Origin of the sequence: Luteolibacter pohnpeiensis, assembly GCF_016595435.1 — a bacterium.
Lineage (GTDB): Bacteria > Verrucomicrobiota > Verrucomicrobiia > Verrucomicrobiales > Akkermansiaceae > Luteolibacter > Luteolibacter pohnpeiensis.
This window is the reverse complement of sequence record NZ_JAENIJ010000016.1, coordinates 23927-39717: the sequence shown is the minus strand read 5'-3', so window position 1 is coordinate 39717 and position 15791 is coordinate 23927. Positions and strand designations below refer to the sequence as shown.

12 protein-coding genes are annotated in these 15791 nt (G+C 53.5%); 2 read left to right on the top strand and 10 right to left on the bottom strand.

Annotated elements, in window-relative coordinates; translation table 11 throughout:
* Window positions 1-60 precede the first annotated feature (60 nt).
* The gene (locus JIN85_RS11170) at window positions 61-534 is read left to right on the top strand and encodes a hypothetical protein (protein WP_200270664.1); all 474 of its coding nucleotides are present in this window, start codon (window positions 61-63) and stop codon (window positions 532-534) included.
* Here the strand turns inward: JIN85_RS11170 and JIN85_RS11165 are convergent.
* The 6 genes from JIN85_RS11165 to JIN85_RS11140 all read right to left on the bottom strand — a co-directional run bounded on the left by JIN85_RS11165 (window position 531) and on the right by JIN85_RS11140 (window position 8427).
* On the bottom strand, window positions 531-1922 hold the full coding sequence (locus JIN85_RS11165) for a TonB-dependent receptor (protein ID WP_200270769.1): 1392 nt from the start codon (window positions 1920-1922) through the stop codon (window positions 531-533). The genes JIN85_RS11170 and JIN85_RS11165 overlap by 4 nt on opposite strands.
* Window positions 1922-2953 carry a hypothetical protein gene (locus tag JIN85_RS11160; RefSeq protein ID WP_200270662.1) on the bottom strand — a complete coding sequence of 344 codons (1032 nt, stop codon included), beginning with the start codon at window positions 2951-2953 and terminating at the stop codon, window positions 1922-1924. The genes JIN85_RS11165 and JIN85_RS11160 overlap by 1 nt, the downstream gene beginning before the upstream one ends.
* A 198-nt stretch (window positions 2954-3151) precedes the next feature.
* Complete coding sequence (gene cysK / locus JIN85_RS11155) at window positions 3152-4111, bottom strand: cysteine synthase A (protein WP_200270660.1); 960 nt, start codon at window positions 4109-4111, stop codon at window positions 3152-3154.
* Between the two features lie 25 nt (window positions 4112-4136).
* Entirely contained in the window at window positions 4137-4880 is a 744-nt protein-coding gene (locus JIN85_RS11150) for a phosphoadenylyl-sulfate reductase (protein WP_234047377.1), read from the bottom strand.
* Between the two features lie 25 nt (window positions 4881-4905).
* Window positions 4906-6627, bottom strand: a complete 1722-nt coding sequence (locus JIN85_RS11145) for an NADPH-dependent assimilatory sulfite reductase hemoprotein subunit (protein WP_200270658.1) — start codon at window positions 6625-6627, stop codon at window positions 4906-4908.
* Between the two features lie 21 nt (window positions 6628-6648).
* The gene (locus JIN85_RS11140; RefSeq protein ID WP_200270656.1) at window positions 6649-8427 is read right to left on the bottom strand and encodes an assimilatory sulfite reductase (NADPH) flavoprotein subunit; all 1779 of its coding nucleotides are present in this window, start codon (window positions 8425-8427) and stop codon (window positions 6649-6651) included.
* Window positions 8428-8561: 134 nt separating this feature from the next.
* Between JIN85_RS11140 and JIN85_RS11135 the strand changes: the two genes are divergently transcribed.
* Complete coding sequence (locus JIN85_RS11135; RefSeq protein ID WP_200270653.1) at window positions 8562-10562, top strand: sialate O-acetylesterase; 2001 nt, start codon at window positions 8562-8564, stop codon at window positions 10560-10562.
* On the opposite strand, the gene JIN85_RS11130 is transcribed toward JIN85_RS11135, so the two are convergent.
* The 4 genes from JIN85_RS11130 to JIN85_RS11115 form a co-directional block, all read right to left on the bottom strand.
* Window positions 10559-11815, bottom strand: coding sequence for a hypothetical protein (locus tag JIN85_RS11130; RefSeq protein ID WP_200270651.1), 1257 nt, complete (start codon window positions 11813-11815; stop codon window positions 10559-10561). The genes JIN85_RS11135 and JIN85_RS11130 overlap by 4 nt on opposite strands.
* A 109-nt stretch (window positions 11816-11924) precedes the next feature.
* Window positions 11925-12338, bottom strand: a complete 414-nt coding sequence (locus JIN85_RS11125) for an OsmC family protein (protein WP_200270649.1) — start codon at window positions 12336-12338, stop codon at window positions 11925-11927.
* Window positions 12339-12351: 13 nt separating this feature from the next.
* Entirely contained in the window at window positions 12352-14937 is a 2586-nt protein-coding gene (locus JIN85_RS11120) for an SUMF1/EgtB/PvdO family nonheme iron enzyme (protein WP_200270647.1), read from the bottom strand.
* Window positions 14924-15589: an RNA polymerase sigma factor gene (locus JIN85_RS11115; RefSeq protein WP_200270637.1), complete on the bottom strand. Its 666-nt coding sequence runs from the start codon at window positions 15587-15589 to the stop codon at window positions 14924-14926. The genes JIN85_RS11120 and JIN85_RS11115 overlap by 14 nt, the downstream gene beginning before the upstream one ends.
* Window positions 15590-15791 lie beyond the last annotated feature (202 nt).

Sequence of the window (15791 nt, the reverse complement as noted above, 5' to 3'; positions counted from 1 at the left end):
GACATTCCCACTTTATCGCCCCTCGTCGTAAGTCGGCGTACTTTCCCATCCTATCAATCCATGGAAGATCTCCGATCCGACTCGTCACTCAAGTCATCCCCCAGTTCATCGGCACCTAACTGCCGATCACTGCCATACCGGGGTTCTTACGTTTGGGCGATGCTTTGGGTCTCGATCCACTACGCAGGCATCATCGCATCCATCACCTGTCTCATCATTTATCTGATCGAACCAGGGATGCTGGTAGCGAAAACATTGGCCGTTTGTCTTGGATTTACCGCGGTGACCTGGGCGATCGCATTTTTCAAGCGCCGCGCCGCATTTTGCCCACTTTGCAGAGGCACGCCACTCATCAACACCGGCGCACTGGTCCATGATCGTGCCGTGCGGATTTGGCCGTTCAATCAGGGGGTGACAGCCGGACTTTCCATTCTGGCGAATCAAAAGTTCTGCTGCATGTATTGTGGCACCTCCTATGACTTGTTGAAATCACGTCCGGCCCGCAAAGAGATGTCCGAGATGGACAACCTTTAATCCATGCGCAAGCGAGCGTGGCGCTCTGCCATGACCCAAGCGACTTCCGGCACCTGCTGTTTCCAGGTTTCATCGTCGGCAATGATCATCCGGCAAATATCACGTCCCGTGTAAGCCAGCAAATCGGGATTTTCGGATGGAATTCCGACGATCAATCCATTGTCCAAAAAGTGACGATAGAGGTGCACACTGTCCTGTGGAGGGCGGAATGATTCAGCGGTGACCAATTCGCCATTCCGGCGATTTTGCCACGGGAAAACATGAAGCGTCACCCCGTTCTTGAACAATCTGCCAAATGATTCCAGCACGCCTCCTTCAAGATTGGCTGACCACTTGGGTTTGAACAATTCGTTCAGCAACCCGATGCTCAACAAAATGCCAACGGGCTTGGCAGTGCATCGATTGAGAAATGCCGCAATCCGGTGAAACTCCGCGCAACGAGAGAGCAGGACGGTCTTTCCCAAGGATTGCAGCGCATCTGCCCGATCCAAAAAGTCGATTTGATCCACGGCTTTGCCGCGCAGCAGGTTCGCCATGGAAATCTCGCAAATTTCGACTTCGCGACCTTTGTCCTCATCCTCCAGCAGCTGGGAAAAACCCGCACGGGCTTGATTCAGCATCTCCAGGTGAATTTTCATCACCGGATCAAAACTGCCACGCAGGAGCAGCACTGGCCGCCGGTAAAGCACTTCCGTTGGCTGCATCACCTCGCCGTTTGGCAGAAACATGGTGGCATCGGTCAAACCACTTTCCACCAGCTGCAGGGCACACAGACGATTGTCGAAAAAGCTGTAACCATGGCCGGAAAACTTCAGGAGATCGATTTCGACCCGTCCCTCTAACAAATTATCCACCAGCGATTCGACAAACTGACGCAAGTGACCACGCATTCGGATCGCAGCATGAATCAAGTTCACGCCGATCACTCCAAGAGCCTCCATCTGATCGATCGTCCGGGCATCCAAAAGGCGAACGTGCAGGATGATGTCTGAGGGAGGATCTCCCGGTTTCATCTGGAACCGCACCCCGAGCCAGCCATGGCACTCACCTTCGTCGTTCCAGCCTCGGGCCCTTACCGTATTACAGAACGAGAAAAACGCGGTATCGGCACCGCGTTTTGGACCGAGCCTTTCCAGCAAGATGGAAAATTCGTGATCGAGCATCGACTCCAATCGCGCCGCCGAAACATAGCGATCCGCACGACCGTAGATCGCGTCACTCATCGTCATGTCATAGGCAGAAATCGTTTTCGCAACCAATCCTGCAGTCCCCGAGGCCCTGAAAAACCAGTTGGCGGTTTCCTGTCCGGCGCCGATTTCAGCGAATGTCCCGTAAACAGCTGGGTCCAAATTCAGCTCCAGCGCCTTGTCGTAAGTGGTCGGATTCATCACTCGTCGTCGATACCTTCCACCCATCCATCCGTGATGTAACGATCAACAATCACCTGATTGTCGGAGGAATTGGTCGGATCAAACCTCAATGCGAGCATCATTGCCACCGTGGACTTTTTATTGTCGGGCATCATCATGCTATTCAAAGGCGTCTGCTTGCGGGTGTATCCATAGACGAAATGCTCGCGATCCGAGGATGAAATGGAATAGGACTGCCACTTAAGGTCATCACTGAAATCGAAATTGTAATACTCGACTTGCTTCACCAGAACCCGGAATATCTGTGGCTCGGTCGGTTTCGTTTTCAGAAACTCATCCCAGGTCATGGCCGACCAACCCACATAACTTTCCCAGTCGATTTCCAATCCACCTTGATCCGTTCTGGTGAAGGCAAGTTGGCGCAATTCCTGGTCTCTTGTCCGCACCATCACGGATGCGAATTTCCCGCGGTAGCTCACGTCACCGATCGGCTTGATCAATGCCATTCCTGGAGCATCAATCTTCCCACCTTGATAGAATTTCCGCATTCGAGGTTCCGTCACCTCGGGATTTCTAACAAATGGGAGCATTTCATCCACGGTCTTCGCCGATAGAAACTTGCGAATGATCGGTTCGGCCTCTTCGAGAAACGAAACCTGGCTTTGTTGCATGACCTTCGGCAAAACCACTTTTTCCAAGCCACCCTCTTCCGGTGAATCGGCCTGTTTCGAAATCTCGGCAACCACCGGAGAAGCGACAACCACCGGTCGTTTATCGCGGAAAAGCACCATGCCAAAAATAATCACAACGGCCGCAGCGAACACGCCTCCAACGGCCAAAGCATACTTTTTCAGCGAATCCGCACTGGTCTTCGAAGACCGCATCATCGGCTGCTTTTCCCAATCCGGGGTTTCATCGACGTCTTTCTTGCCCCTTCCCCGCTTGCGGCGGCGTTCCAGATGAGCAGCGGAAGTCTCCGTAGCTTTTTCGGTGATGGCGGCGAGTGTCAACGGCGGCAAAACATCCCCATCCGTGGGAATTTTCAGCATCCGGCGACATGACGGGCAAACAATCCCTTCCCCATCGTGATCCCTGGGGACCCGAAAGACAAAACGGCAGTCCGGACAAACATAACCATTCCACCGGCGGGATTTTTCCATCGTGTTAGCCACGTCGGAAGCATGAGCCGCCATCGGGGCGCGCTGCAAGCACGCTCTCCCGATTGGCGGAGCTTTTCTTTCAGCGGATTAAATCTCCGCGACAGGCAAGTTGATCACCTCTTCACGGACTTTTTCCGCGAGCGGTGTCGAGAGGTAGCGCTCGGTGGATGAGCAGCCTACGGTGACGATGCGTTTTCCTTTGAATTCCGGGCGTTTTGCCAATTGCAACGCCGCCCAGACGTTCGCGCCGGTGGAAATACCCGCAGGGATGCCATCCAGTTGAGCCAATGCCTGCGCTGTGTCCAAAGCGTCTTCGTTAGTCACTTGAATCACTTCATCGATGATATCCACGTTGAGGTTTTTCGGAATGAATCCCGCGCCAATGCCCTGGATCATGTGGGGACCCGGAGATCCACCGGAAATGACCGGACTACCAGCTGGCTCGACGGCGAAGGTTTTCATGTCACAACGCGACTTCAGCACCTCGGAAACACCGGTGATGGTTCCACCAGTGCCCACGCCGGCGACGAACGCGTCGATCCTGCCATCCACATCTTTCCAGATTTCTTCGGCAGTGGTTTCACGGTGCGCCTGCGGGTTGGCCGGATTATCAAATTGGCCAGGACCGAATGATCCTTCGATTTCCTCAAGCATTTGCTTGGCCTTGGCAATCGCTCCACCCATGCCTTTGGCCCGTGGGGTGAGCACGATCTCCGCACCTAACAAGCGCAGCAAGACGCGACGCTCCACCGACATGCTTTCTGGCATGGTCAGAATGATCGGGTAGCCTTTCGCACGGGCGACGAACGCAAGCGCAATACCGGTGTTGCCCGATGTCGGCTCAATGATCAGGCCGCCTGGCTTCAACGAACCATCGCGTTCGGCAGCTTCGATCATCGCCTTGCCAATCCGGTCCTTCACGCTGAAGAGAGGATTGAAAAACTCAGCCTTCAAAAGAACTTCCGCTTCCAAGCCCTTGGTTAGATGATTGATGCGGATGAGTGGAGTGTTACCAACGGTGGCAACCAGATTGTCGGATATAGGCATGGTATTTCTGGGTTAGATTGAAAAGTTAGATTTGGAAATCGGATGAACCTGAGTCGAGGTGCAAACCGCACTCATATCGATTTCCATCGAAGCGAGTGGCCTCAGCTCCATCCGTACCTTCCGGACGTGTGCTATGCCAATCGCCCATGGTCACATAGCCTTTCGAGGCTAAAGGATGACGGGGCAGCTCATGCTGATGATAATATAAATCGACCTGCGCATCCGCCCAATCAAGAATTGGATAGGTCTTGAGAGTTCGCTTCTGCTGCTCTGCAAATGGACGATCCGCACGGGTCTTGGATTGCGATCGGCGCAGTCCGCTAATCCATACATCCGCACCAATTTCACGAAGTGCGCGGTTCATGGGTTCCACCTTCGTGATGAGTCCGTAACGATCTGCACCGTCTTGTTTTTTTTCCCACAGGTTTCCCCACAGTGCCTGAATCCGCGCGGCAGAATAAGTCGGTTGATAGACCCGGAGATCAATCTTCAACTTCGACATCAATTCCTCGATGTATTGATAGGTTTCAGGAAACAAAAATCCGGTATCGATAAACACCACGGGAATCTCCGGCGCGTTCTCATGGATCAAATGCAACATGACCGCAGCCTGAATGCCAAAACTGGTCGATGCCACCAATCGATCGCCAAGTCGTTCGTGGAGCAAACGAAGGCGGTCACCGGCACGCAATGGTGCAAGCTCTGCAGACAGAGCCTCCGCGTCGAGCGTTGACTCAGACGCAGGAATTTCAAATTTCAAAGCTTCCATAAGGATGGATTAGATAAGGATTTCATCATGCCGACGCATAGGCATCGGATTTGATATTCGAGTGGAAGTCGCCGCCTTGTTTGGTGGCAGCAACATAGCCGGAACGGATGACGAAATCTCCGAAATGCTCGCCTTCGTTCCGTTCTTTTGCATATCGATGCAAAATGGGAGAAAGCAACTGCTGAATTTCACCAGCTGCCACATCTTGACGATAGAGCTTGTTGAGACGTTGACCCGCGTGGCCACCACCGAGATAAACATTGTATCGTTCGGGTCCTCTACCAACGAAACCGATTTCAGAGATGAAAGGTCGACCACAACCATTCGGGCAACCGGTCATGCGAATGGTAATGGAATCGTGACGCAGACCGGCATCTTCAATTGTCTCTTCGAGATTGGTGATCAGCTTCGGCAAATAACGTTCAGATTCCGCCAAAGCCAATCCGCACGTTGGCAAAGCAACACAGGCAATGGAGCTCAAGCGAAGTCCACTGCGCAGGTGACTTCCCTTGATGCCATATTGCTCGAGCAATTTCTCAATCTCCGGGCGCGATTCCGGAGATACATTGGCAATGATCAAATTCTGATTCGCTGTTAGTCGGAAATCACCCTGATGATGTTTCGCGATTTCACGCAAACCGGTTCGCATCGGATAATCATCCGTATCCAAAACCCGGCCGCCTTCGACGAACATGGTGTAATGGAATTGTCCGCGCTCATCCTCAACCCAACCGAATCGGTCACCATTATCGGTGAATACATACTCACGAACCGGCTGCAACTCGTAACCGAGGTATTCATTCAGTTTTGCAAGGATCCAATCCGCACCATGATCATCGACCGTGTACTTGAATCGAGCATGCTTGCGATTGGTGCGGTCACCGAAATCGCGTTGAATCATCACCACTTTCTCAGCGACATCCACCACCTGCTCCGGCGTGCAGAAGCCGATCACATCAGCCAGCCGCGGATAGGTTGCTTCATCGCCGTGAGTTGATCCCATGCCGCCGCCAACGGCGACGTTGTATCCAACGACCTGTCCTTCTTCCGCAATGGCGATGAATGAAAGGCAGTTCGCAAAGATATCCACATCATTGCTCGGAGGGACCGCGACGGTGATCTTGAACTTCCGTGGAAGATAAGTTTTGCCATAAATCGGCTCGTGATCTTCCTCGCTGCTTTCGATCTTCTCTCCATCCAGCCAAATCTCGTGATAGGCTTTGGTTTGCGGCGTAAGATGGGTGGAAATATCCTGTGCAATCTTGAGCGCCTGCGCATGCACGGACGAAAGATAGGGATTCGGATTGCACATCACGTTCCGGTTCACGTCGCCGCAGGCCGCGATGGTATCCATCGCCGCCTGATTGATCTCGGCGATGGATCGCTTGAGATTGGATTTAATAATCCCGTGGAATTGGAATGCCTGGCGAGTGGTTAGCTTGATGGTGCCATTGGCAAATTGGGTCGCAATCCGGTCGGTTTCCAGCCATTGCTGAGGTGTCGCGACACCGCCCGGAACGCGGATCCGAATCATGAAGGAGTACGCCTTGTCCAAGCGATGCTTGCGGCGACCTGCCCGCAAGTCACGATCATCCTGCTGATAGGTTCCGTGGAACTTCAGCAGTTGTTGATCGTCCTCGGACATGGAGCCGGTCGAAAGATCAGCCAATCCTTCCGTGATGGTGCCGCGCAGGTAATTACTGCGGATTTTAATCCCTTCGTTGGCGGCAAGTTTCTTTTCAGACATATCTTTGGATTCTGGCAAAAGTTAATAAACATCGCGCTGGTAGCGCTTGGTCTTTTTCAAATTTTCAACATAGGCCTCCGCCTCTTCGCGGCTGACTCCACCTTGGAATTCCACGACGGAGATCAGGGCCTCGTGAACATCGTGGGCCATGCGCTGGGCATCACCGCAGACATAGAAATGGGCACCTTGTTCGAGCCATTGGTAAATCTCGGCAGCTTGCTCGATCATGCGATCCTGCACGTAGATTTTCTCCGGCTGATCGCGTGAGAACGCGAGATCGAGTCGGCTCAGCGCACCGGATTTCAAATAATCCTGCCACTCTAACTGATAGAGGAAATCATACAAATAATGTTGATCGCCGAAGAACAGCCAGGTTTTTCCTTCGGCTCCCATGGCGGCGCGATGCTCGACGAAGGATCGGAACGGCGCCACGCCTGTCCCCGGTCCCACCATGATGACCGGAGTGGTAGTATCAGCTGGCAGACGGAAATTTTTGTTCGGTTGGACGAACAGCGAAACGGATTCCCCGGTTTTCGCAAGGTCAGCAAGATAGGTCGAGCAAACGCCTTTCCGGCTCCGGCCATGCGTATCATATCGGACGGCTGCAACCGTAAGGTGAACCTCATCCGGGTGAGCGAGCGGACTGGATGCGATGGAATAAAGGCGCGCAGGCAGCTTGCGGAAGATGCCTGTTAGACTCTCAGCCGAAAGACCGTTTGGTGCGAAATCCGTGATGGCATCAACAATTTCACGACCATAGTTGTATTCCTTCAACTGCTCCTTCGCATCATCTGCCAAGAGAGCTGTTAGAGTGGCGGATTCACTCGCCGCTGCCAGCTTGGTCAGCACCGCACGGGACAATCCGGTGATGTCGTAATCTTCGCGCAACGCATCCGCCAGGCGCTTCTTACCGACATTTTTAACATCCACTTCCTCTTCACCGGTCAACTTGGCCGCATCCAGAACGGCTTGAACGACATCCGGAGCATTAATTGGTATGACGCCGAGTGCATCACCCGGTTCATAGTGCAGGCCGGAACCTTCGAGTGAAAACTCAATGTGGATCGTTTCCTTGGAAGTCCCCTCCCCGTTGAGCAACAAATTGTCCAAAACCTCTGCCGGGAACGGATTCTTTTTGCCATATTCGACAGTGGACGCAGGAACCGGTTCAGAAAAATCAGCAGGTGCCGCAATGGAAACTTCAGTAGGAGCCAATGCCTTCAGCGAGGCATCCAGCCATGTCGAGAAATCCGCTTCGTAATCGACATCGCAATCCTGGCGAGGCGCTACGCGGGCAGCACCGCATTTCTCCAACCGGGCATCGACGTCCTTACCAATCTGGCAGAACTTTTCGTAGGAGGTGTCGCCAAGGGCACAGACCGAGAAGCGCACGCTCGATAGCGAATACTCGCCCTGCATGAATTCCTGATAAAATCCGGCGGCCGATTCGGGTGGATCCCCATCGCCCCAGGTCGAAACGACGACCAGCAACTGGGAGGTTTTGACAAGGTCCGCCGGGGAAATCTCCGACATGTTTTTCATCACCGCCTGGAAACCACGTTTCTTCGCCTCCTTGACCGCCCGGGCTGCCAATTCCTCGGAATTTCCTGACTCCGTGCCATACAAAACGATCAGCTTGCCCGCTTTCACAGGTCCGGCTGAAGGTTTGGCAGCTGCCTGGGATCCAGACGCAGCGAGGTAGCCGCTCAGCCAGGATTTTTGAATCGGATCAAGGGCGGAAAGTATTGCGTCCAACGACTTGCGTTGATCGGGAGTAAGCGGGGCGTGCTCGGGAAGCATAATCCTTAGTTTGTTACCTAAGTTGGTGAGGTTTCGAGATGAATCTGGCGGGAAATGTTGCGATGCGCAACCTTTATCTCCAACAAAGCCATCTGAAAAGATTGCTAGATCAATGTCTATCATCCCGTATTCGGATGATGCGAAAAACCTGTGGTCGCCTGCTTTGCTTGTTGTTGCTCGCCGAACCTGTTTCGGCAGAAATCGTTCTTGCCCCGCTTTTTCAGGATGGCGCCGTTCTTCAGCGTGAAAAAAAGGTGCCCGTCTGGGGACGCGCCACAGCTGGAAAAGAGGTGACGGTTGAATTTTCCGGCCAAACCAAAACCACCACTGCCGATGCCGCCGGACGCTGGCAGGTATCGCTCGATCCCCTTCACGCGGATGCCCACGGCCAAACGCTGAGCGTCACCGAGGCTGGTTCTCCGGCTACCGAGATCGGCGACATTCTGGTGGGCGAAGTCTGGCTCTGCAGCGGACAATCGAACATGGAATTTGGCGTCAATAACACACCGCCAAATGAGCAAGCGATTGCCAAGGAAGGCACCGTCGAGCTGCTGCGACTGTTTCAGGTTCCACGCAAAGTGAGCAACGTCAGGCAGGAAACCGTGGACGCGAAGTGGACCCACGCCAGCCCGGAAGCAGCGATGAATTTCTCCGCTGTCGGATATTTCTTCGGCAAGATGCTGTCCGAAAAACTCCATGTCCCGGTTGGCATGATCCACAGTTCGTGGGGTGGCTCCCGCATCGAGCCATGGTGGGCGGAAGAAGGTCTCGCCGAGGTTCCTGAGCTTGCCGAACAGCATCAGGAACGCCTTGCCAAAACGCCGGGCTTTCCGGCCTATGATGCCGCTTTCAAAAAATACGTCAGTGATCTACGCAGCTGGACCGATGATGCGGACAAGGCACTTGCCCATCATTTCCCCGTGCCGGAAATGCCAACCGGGCCCGCACTTTTAAAAGCAGGCTCGGGCGAGGAGACCGGAACTTACCAGGCGATGATCCATCCGCTGGTGCCCTATGCGTTGCGCGGATTTCTTTGGTATCAGGGCGAGTCGAATTCGAGCGAAGGCATGGCCTACACGCTGAAGCAAAAAGCCTTGATTGCTGGTTGGCGGAAACAATTCCAGGCCCCGGATGCGCCTTTCCTCTACGTCCAGATCGCGCCGTATTTCTATGGCGACAACCGGGATCAGGATATCCCGCAATTTTGGACGGCACAACAAGCCTGCCTTGAAGTCCCGCATACGGGCATGGCGGTCATCAACGATATTGGCAACCCGAAGGACATCCACCCGAAGCGCAAAATGGAAGTCGCGCGCCGACTTCTGCTGTGGGCCATGAAAGATTCTTACGGCGACCAAGACACCGTCGTTTCCGGCCCGCTTTATTCCGGTTATGAAGTGAAGGGAAATACCGTTGAGATTCACTTTGAACACACCGGCGGTGGTCTTGCGACGCGCGATGGTAAAGCCCCCACCCTGTTCGAAATTGCCGGAGTGACGGCAGATTACAAACCGGCGACAGCTACCATTTCCGATGATGGCACTAAAATCATCGTCAGCAGCCCGGACGTCCCTCATCCGGATCGGGTTCGCTTCGCCTGGTCCCAAATAGCCGAACCCAATTTGATGAATAAAGAAGGCCTGCCAGCCGGTGCGTTCAACACCCATTGGCCTGTGGACCCCACCCTGGGAACCAATCTTCTGAAGGGAAAACCCCATCAATCCAGCAATCGCAACCAGTGGGGATGGGACGGCGGATTAACCGACGGAGTTTGGGGCGATCATTCGCCATCCGCTTACGCGACAGATAACTCGAAGGATTTCCCGAAATCCGTAACTCTGGATATGGGTTCCGTTGAAGCTGTTCAGACGGTGGTTTTCGGCACTCCCGCTGTGGGTTCGACCAAAACCGTCGCGATTTCCGTAAGCAAGGACGGAAAGGAATTCACCGAGGTGGGTCAGCACGATTTTTCACCCCACAAAGCGGAGCGGGCCGAAATTCGTTTTGAACCCAAAGACATCCAGTTCATCCGCGCCAGCTTCATCGCCCAGCAATCGCAACAACAGGATAACTATGACATCCACTTCGGTTTCCTCTCGGAAATTGAAGCCTATGGGCCTCCAGCGAAGCACTAATTGGTGCCCGAGGTTTGGTTTGGCTCAGTGGCGTGCTGGAGAATGGCATCGATGCGATCGCGAGGAATGTCCCAGTTGATCAGCGTTTTTTCCAAATAGTTGGTGTCTTCATAACCACGCAGACGCTCGATCACTTCCAATTTTTGATCGGTTGGCAAGTCCGTCAGAATATCGAAATTTGTCAGTCCCTTCTCGATACCTGCTTGCATCGCTTCATAGCGCGCCTCCTGTGCGGTCGACGGATCCGGTATATGATCGATCATGCTTTTCAGCTGACCGGGATAGTTGAGCATCATGGTTCCTTTCAAGAAGTCGCTACGCTGCGTGGTGTCCAAACTGGCAAACTGTTGACCCAACCATACCTGTGTCGCCTCGTTGCCCCATTTTTCTTTCATCTTACCGGTAAGAGACCAATAAGCATCGAGTCGCATGCCACTGCCCAACTTTTCGACCAGATAGTCGAATGCTGCATTCGGATCTTTGACTGCCCACTCGGCAAGCGGGCTCGTAGGTTCGATCGGTTTGTCATTGGAATCACCACTTTGCTGGTACAACCCGATGCCTTCGTTTGCCATCAGATCCATCATCTCAGCATAATCGAAACCATCGGGATAGTTTAGGGAAAATCCCATGGTGCCATTGGTCCCATTTTTTGGAATTCGTTTCCAGAGTTCAATCAACGCCTTCGGTCCCGCTGCAGTTGCCTCTTGGCTAAGATCGGTGATTAGCTTCAAAAGTTTTTCCCGGCCAAGGCTGAAATAAACCGTATCCTGTTCCGTGTAGATATCGAAGGCTCTTTGCGGATCGGTTTCGGCAAGTGCAGCAGCGATGCAGGATAAGCCGGCACTCCGCTGCTGAGGCTGCCGCAAGCTCCTTACCCAAGCGAGGGCGCCGTCGGAATCGCGCTGAGCCCATTCATCAATCAAAGCCTGCAAGCGATAATAATCTTCATTCGAGAGTTTGCCCCAGACGTTATTCATGATACCGGCGAGGACCGCATGAAAATCCTCCGTCGGAATCTCCCCGGTGACATTTGCGAGTTCGTCATGCTCCAACCGATCGATCCAACGAGCTGCGGTTTTCGCATCCTGATTCTCGCGCTCGCGTTGCCGACGAATCGGTTCTGAAGAACGCATTTCAGCCGCGGAATCCGTAGAATCCGTTGATGACGAACTTGCCAGATGAGCAAGCCAGCCGATGCAAAGGCCGCCGATCCCGGAAATCAATCCGACTTTCCACGAGTGTGAAATCATCCAGTTAAACTAGTGATTCCAATCGACGATTAGCAACACAAAATCGTTAGCCGCTGCCGACCTAAAAAAGGCCGCATCCACTCAGATGCAGCCTTGGGAAAACGAGGAATCAGTCTTCCTGCCAAGTCCACTTCATCACCACCTCGATGTCCGGGTGAAGGCTGTGATGAACCGGGCAACCATTTGCCGTGCTTTCCAACAAACGGCGCTCCGGGTGCGAGGCTGGCAATGGCATGTCCAGATCCAGTTCCAAGCGGCTGATGCGCCGTGGAAGATCTGCCGACATGAATTTGCGGACGGTCACCTGCAGACCTGTTAGATCGATTTCCTTTCGTTTCGCCACGATTCCCATGACGGTGGACATGCAAGCGCCAAGCCCGGTAGCCACAAGATCCGTGGGAGAGAACGATTCGCCGCGGCCATTGTTATCGACTGGTGCGTCCGTTTCCAAACGTTTCCCAGACGGGCCATGGACTGCTTCCGAATGCAAGTCCCCTTGATATTCCAATTTAATTTCTACCATCTACGCGATTTGGTTAGTGGCTGCCCTTCTCGCTATAATCCGGGTAGCCAAGCGGGTTGTCGCGATTCTGAGGTATCTTTGCAAGCACGACCCGGAATCCATAGATGTTATCGTGGAAATCATAAGGCACCACATTGCGTGCGCCACTGAGAAGGTTTTCACGTTGATAGGTGTTCCAGCCACCACCGCGAAGAACTCCCAGGGTGATCGGGCCCTTCACCTTGGAGTAGTCGTCGGAGACCCACTCTTCCGCGTTTCCGCTGATGTCATACAGTCCGTAGGGATTGGGCGGAAAAGAACCGACCGGCGCTGTGTAAGGGAAGCCGTCATCATATCCGGGAATGGTGCGATCACTGGACATGCCGGGTGCCATGGCTGCTGAAATGTCCGCAAAGTTCCCAACCTTGCTGGTAAGCGGCCATCCACCTCCCCATGGATAGGTCCGAGTTTTCACGTTATCGCGCGCACCGGGTTCAACGCCGGGCTCTTCTTCGATGCCGGCCATCTTGCTCCATTCGAAGTCGGTCGGTAAGCGATATTGATGAAACGTGGCAATCCGCTCGTGCTGCTGTTCACGATGGGTCAGCCAATCGCAAAATTTCACGGCATCAGGGCGTGAAACGTTCACAACAGGATGATCAGGGCCTTGCGGGAAATCCGGAGATTTCGGAGGCATGGTCCCGGTTTCTTTGAGGTAAAGTTGGAAATCCCGGACTCGGGTTTCCCAGGCAGATACCATCAGATCCGGCCCCACTGGCACAAACTTCATGCCAATGCCGTTTTCCCAATCGCGGCCAAACACCACTCCTTGATTCGGCTTCAGCTTACCAGTCACCTCCAGAGTCTCGTTACGCTTGAGCTCGATATTTTTCACATCCGGAGTGTAGCCTTCCAGAATGAACCAAACCTCCACTGGCCCGGGTTTCACCCGAGGCACAAAGACTGGAGAAGTCGCGGTTCCTACCGGAATTTTATTCACATACACCTCTGCCCCAGGTGGCTCACTGACTAACTTCAAGGTGCCATATCGAATCGGCTGCACCACAATTTTGAACGGTGTCAGTTTTTCTTTGACTGCATTCTCAGGCAGTCCCGGCACTTCAGCCGCCGCCGGAAACACCGGAATCACCTCAAAATCCTTGGTCAAATACCCCTGCTCCATCGCGCCATTGCGCCACCAATCGCAAAATGCGAATGCTTCCTTTTCCTTCACCAATACAATCCTGACCGACTTGCCGTTTTCGGAAAAATCCATCGAAAGTGGCGGATCTCCGGGAATTCCGGTGACACCCACATATTGCTGCCATGGCCCATCTTGGACGTAGCCAGCGCCTTCATGCCGATCTCCTACAGGCGGATAATTCAAACCCAGGTGATCGGTCCACATTTCCCCGGTTTCCGGAGGTGCATAACGCTCGAGTTCCTTGAAGAAAACCTGAGGGACATCATCGACATCCGATTTTTCCACCCGTTGGGTTAATACCGCATCCCGGTAGCCTTTCAGCTTAAAGGTCAGTGTAATGGTTTCACCTACGGGTTTCTCGCGCAATTCAAGCTGCGTCGTCCCCAGCAACTCGCCATTTTCAAAAACCTCGGCTCCCTGGGGAAAGCTATTCACCTTGATTTTACGCATGACCACCGGCACCACCTCCTCCTTCCAGGGATGCTCCGTCACGAAAAGCTTGCTGCCCGCCCACACCGAAAAACAGAGCAAAATCAAGGAAACCACCCAGGCGGCACGACCGACACCACGTCGTCTACGTTTCTTGCCTTTTTGCAGACGGCGCAGGGCGTCCACGGTTTCTGAGGCAGTTGAAATCGTCCGTCTGGAAAGCCGCGGTTCGCAAATTTCGCAAATGATGCGGTTGAGTTCGAGCCAGCGCTTTTGCTCCGGGCCGGAGGGCAAATTTTCCGGCAATTCCGGGAAATCGAGTCGATCCTTTCCCGTCGCGATTTCATACAGGACTTTGCCAAGGCTGTAGATGTCCGCCTGTGCAGAACCCGGCCCCTCCGGTGGGACAAAGCCTTCCGTGCCCACAAAAGTGCGCTGATCTCTGGCCGCAACCAGGCCGATATCCGCCAATTTTGCTTTGCCGTTTACGAAAATCACGTTCGACGGCTTCACATCACGATGGGCCAGTCCCAACTCGTGCAAGTGATTCAGCGCCTGGGCCAAACGCAGTCCGACATCGATGCAGACGCTAGTCTCCAACTGCGGACTAACCGCCTGCTTGGCATCCGCACGCAGGGTGCGCGGCTCGTATTCGATCGGGTTGATGTCCTGGCCGGTGCGGACATCATCGCCCAGTTCCATCACATAGTAATAGAACGAAACCCCGTCCGGACTGCGGCCGACGTGTAAAATGTTCACCAACCCCGGATGATCTCGCGAAATCGGCTCGAATTTCAGAATTCCTTCGAACTCCCGCTCAAACCCTCTTTCGTCTTCGAAATCCTCCCGCCAGACGACTTTGATGGCCCGCAGGGCACCGGTGACCCCACGTCCAAGCCAAACTTCACCGTAAGCTCCTCCGCCAATTTTGCGCAGGATCTCGTGATCAGGAATACTGGGATCGGGCCGGTGCTTATTCGGCATCATCTTCAAGTTTGGCGAGTTCTCGTTTCAACACACTTCCTACGCGGTGTTTCGCCAAATACACCTGCGCCATGCTGACATTCAAATGATCCTGCACTTTTTTCGCATCCCATTGCTTGATCACATAGTAGTGGAAAATCTGATACTGCTTCGGCGAAACCTGGGCCTTCACCCTGGATAGCGCCGCGTCAGCGATATTTTTTTTCCACTCCACGTCCCAAAGCCGGGAAAGCATGTCGCCGTTGGGATCTTCGACACGATCGATCACCGCCGTTTTCCGGTCATCCTCCCACTCTCCACCTGTCATGGCGGTGTCCTTTTTCCGTTTGCGGAATTGATCATTAATCCGCCAGCGGGTCATGTTCATCAACCATGTCTTGAACGAACCCTGTTCAGGATCATACAGCTTCTTTTTGCTCTGTTTCGCAATCGAGAGAATGGTCTCCTGCACACAGTCGAACGCTTCCTCCGATCTGAGGCCCGCCTTCACCGCTACCGCGTAAATGAGGCGCCAGTAAGTCTGGTAAAACTCGTCCCAAGTTCGCTGATCCTCCCAGTTATCCAACCTGGCTATCAGGCTCTTACGGGTTTTCGCGTAGGCTTGAGCGAGTATTTCATCGCGATTGTCTCCTTTCTCGTCGTCTTCCTCGGGCATCCGCCTCTCTTTACAGAATACTTTCGCGGCTGTCTTTCACCGAATCGAAAAATTCCTAATTCATTGATAATAAGCCGCGCTCCCAATATTTAGAAAACCTTAATAATCAATCAACACGAAAAATCATGGAACTTGTTTACACTCATCCACCAACGTTGTAGTTAGGAACTGCCTCATCTCAACCGTGTTTCGCGTCGCACCC

Excerpts from the sequence above, each read along its gene's own strand:
- JIN85_RS11160 (WP_200270662.1), bottom strand. The coding sequence starts at position 2,953 with ATGCTGAAAATTCCCACGGATGGGGATGTTTTGCCGCCGTTGACACTC.
- JIN85_RS11145 (WP_200270658.1), bottom strand. The coding sequence starts at position 6,627 with ATGTCTGAAAAGAAACTTGCCGCCAACGAAGGGATTAAAATCCGCAGT.
- JIN85_RS11165 (WP_200270769.1), bottom strand. The coding sequence starts at position 1,922 with ATGAATCCGACCACTTACGACAAGGCGCTGGAGCTGAATTTGGACCCA.
- JIN85_RS11120 (WP_200270647.1), bottom strand. The coding sequence starts at position 14,937 with ATGATGCCGAATAAGCACCGGCCCGATCCCAGTATTCCTGATCACGAG.
- JIN85_RS11135 (WP_200270653.1), top strand. The coding sequence starts at position 8,562 with ATGATGCGAAAAACCTGTGGTCGCCTGCTTTGCTTGTTGTTGCTCGCC.
- JIN85_RS11170 (WP_200270664.1), top strand. The coding sequence starts at position 61 with ATGGAAGATCTCCGATCCGACTCGTCACTCAAGTCATCCCCCAGTTCA.
- JIN85_RS11150 (WP_234047377.1), bottom strand. The coding sequence starts at position 4,880 with ATGGAAGCTTTGAAATTTGAAATTCCTGCGTCTGAGTCAACGCTCGAC.
- JIN85_RS11115 (WP_200270637.1), bottom strand. The coding sequence starts at position 15,589 with ATGCCCGAGGAAGACGACGAGAAAGGAGACAATCGCGATGAAATACTC.
- JIN85_RS11140 (WP_200270656.1), bottom strand. The coding sequence starts at position 8,427 with ATGCTTCCCGAGCACGCCCCGCTTACTCCCGATCAACGCAAGTCGTTG.
- JIN85_RS11125 (WP_200270649.1), bottom strand. The coding sequence starts at position 12,338 with ATGGTAGAAATTAAATTGGAATATCAAGGGGACTTGCATTCGGAAGCA.
- cysK (WP_200270660.1), bottom strand. The coding sequence starts at position 4,111 with ATGCCTATATCCGACAATCTGGTTGCCACCGTTGGTAACACTCCACTC.
- JIN85_RS11130 (WP_200270651.1), bottom strand. The coding sequence starts at position 11,815 with ATGATTTCACACTCGTGGAAAGTCGGATTGATTTCCGGGATCGGCGGC.